Source organism: Rhizobacter sp. P1_G5 (assembly GCF_056405435.1).
In genome coordinates this window covers 1-1,908 of sequence record NZ_JBFUCB010000875.1, presented here as the reverse complement: position 1 = coordinate 1,908, position 1,908 = coordinate 1, and the positions used below count along the sequence as shown (strand labels likewise).

Genomic DNA, 1,908 nt, shown 5'->3' with positions numbered 1-1,908 from the left:
CGCGACCGGCGTCGAGCTGCTGCCGAGCCCGAAGGCCGTTCAGCTGCCGCAGTCGACGGCCGAGAAGGAGCCGAAGCAGAACGTGGTGCTGGTGGTGAGCGGCACCGAGATCATCGTCGAGGGCCGCAAGATCGCCAACGTGGCCGACGTGATGGGGCTGAAGGGTGACCTGATCGGGCCGCTGAAGGACGAGCTCGACATCCAGGCCGGTCGCGAGATGATCCGCGAGGCCAACAAGGACAAGGGCAAGGCGCTCACGATCATGGGCGACAAGGACATCCCGTACCAGCTGCTGCGCAAGATCATGTACACCGCGGCGCGGGCGAGCTTCACCGACATGTCGTTCGCCGTGCGGCAGAAGGCGGGCGCATGAGTGCGGCGACCGTTTCGTTCAATCCCAGGGTGATGCCCTGGGCCGGCGTGCCCGAGGATGACGCGCGTTTTCGCCGCATCATCCAGCGCACCGTCGGCGTGTGCCTGCTGATCTTCCTGATCGTGCCGTGGCTGCCGGTGCGGCAACCCGACCGCACTGCGCCGGCCGAGCTGCCGCCGCGGCTGGCCAAGCTGGTGCTGGAGACGCCTCCGCCACCGCCGCCGCCCAAGGTGCAGGAGAAGCCGAAGGATGCGGCCGAGGCGGCCGTGCCGCAGGCCAAGCCCGACCAGGCGAAGCCGATCCCGGCCAAGCCCGATCCGGTGAAGATGAAGGAGCCGATCCCCGAGGCGCGCGTGCCGCAGGCCAACAAGCCGCCGGGCGAGATCGAAGGCGCGCGCCRCAAGGCGGCCGGCGTCGGCCTGCTCGCGATGAAGGACCAGCTGCAGGAGCTGAGTGGCGCGCCGCTGGCGGTGCAGCTGAAGCCGGACATCAAGCAGGGGCCGGGCGTGGGTTCGGGCGTCGGCGTGGGGGTGGGCGCGGGCACCGAGGCCGGCTTGCCGGACCGGGCCATGATCACCTCGAACGCGACCGGCGGCAGCGGCGGCATCAACACCGCAGGCTACAGCCGCAACACCGGCGGCGGTGGGCTGGCGGGTCGCTCGACGACGCTGGTGGCCGGCGTGGCCGGTGGCGGTGGGGGCGGCGGCAAGGGCTCGGCGGCCGGCAGCGGCACGGGCAACGGCACCGGGGCGGGCGGCACGGTGCAGCGCGGCAACAGCGGCAAGGCGGCGCGCTCGATCGAGGAGATCCGCCTGGTGTTCGAGCGCAACAAGGGCGCGATCTACGCGATCTACAACCGCGCGTTGCGCGAGGATCCGGGCCTGCAGGGCAAGGTCGTGCTGAGCCTGAAGATCTCGCCCTCGGGCCAACTGGTGGATTGCCGGATCGTCTCGAGCGAGCTGAAGTCGCCGGAACTGGAATCGAAGCTGCTGGCGCGGATCAAGCAGTTCGAATTCGGGGCACGCGACGTCGACCAGATCGACATCACGTACCCGCTGGACTTCCTGCCGTCGTGATCGTCAGTGCCGGGTGGCCGCCGCGAGCGTGATCGCGCGGCGCGCCTCCAGCTCGGCATTCAGCGCCTTCTCCAGCGGGGCGCGCACCAGCCCGGCGTGTTCGTAGCGCAGGTTCTCGTACAGCTCCGACGCGGCCGGGCAGTCTTCCAGGATCAACTGCAAGGCCGTGCCCGGCTCGACGCGTTCGAGCGCACGGCTCAGCTGCTGCACGACGGTGCGGTACTGGTGGGCATCGATCTCGGCCGGGCTCGCTTCCATGCGCTGAACCAGGCGCGCCAGCGCATGCACGACATCGAGGTCGCTGACACTGCGTTGCTGGGATTGGGTGGTTTTCATGCGTTTCCTTCCGGGAGGGCGGCACCGTGGCTGCCCCGTACGCAGGAAGTGGGGATGCTTGATCGGCTTGCAAGACCTGCCGCGGGCTCACCCTTCAGTACGCGGTGGTACTGCCCCGAAGGG

General features: G+C 69.7%; 3 protein-coding genes. 2 read left to right on the top strand and 1 reads right to left on the bottom strand.

The annotated features are described in order from the left end of the window. Both AC1D12_RS32200 and AC1D12_RS32195 read left to right on the top strand, forming a co-directional pair. The coding region (locus AC1D12_RS32200; RefSeq protein WP_477845221.1) for an ExbD/TolR family protein at window positions 1–373 on the top strand (373 nt) is incomplete at its 5' end. After that, window positions 370–1,449, top strand: coding sequence for an AgmX/PglI C-terminal domain-containing protein (locus AC1D12_RS32195; protein ID WP_477845220.1), 1,080 nt, complete (start codon window positions 370–372; stop codon window positions 1,447–1,449). The genes AC1D12_RS32200 and AC1D12_RS32195, both read left to right, overlap by 4 nt. Window positions 1,450–1,452: 3 nt before the next feature. Here AC1D12_RS32195 and AC1D12_RS32190 read toward each other — a convergent pair whose 3' ends face one another. Beyond that, complete coding sequence (locus AC1D12_RS32190; protein WP_047511930.1) at window positions 1,453–1,785, bottom strand: hypothetical protein; 333 nt, start codon at window positions 1,783–1,785, stop codon at window positions 1,453–1,455. Between the last annotated feature and the right edge of the window lie 123 nt (window positions 1,786–1,908).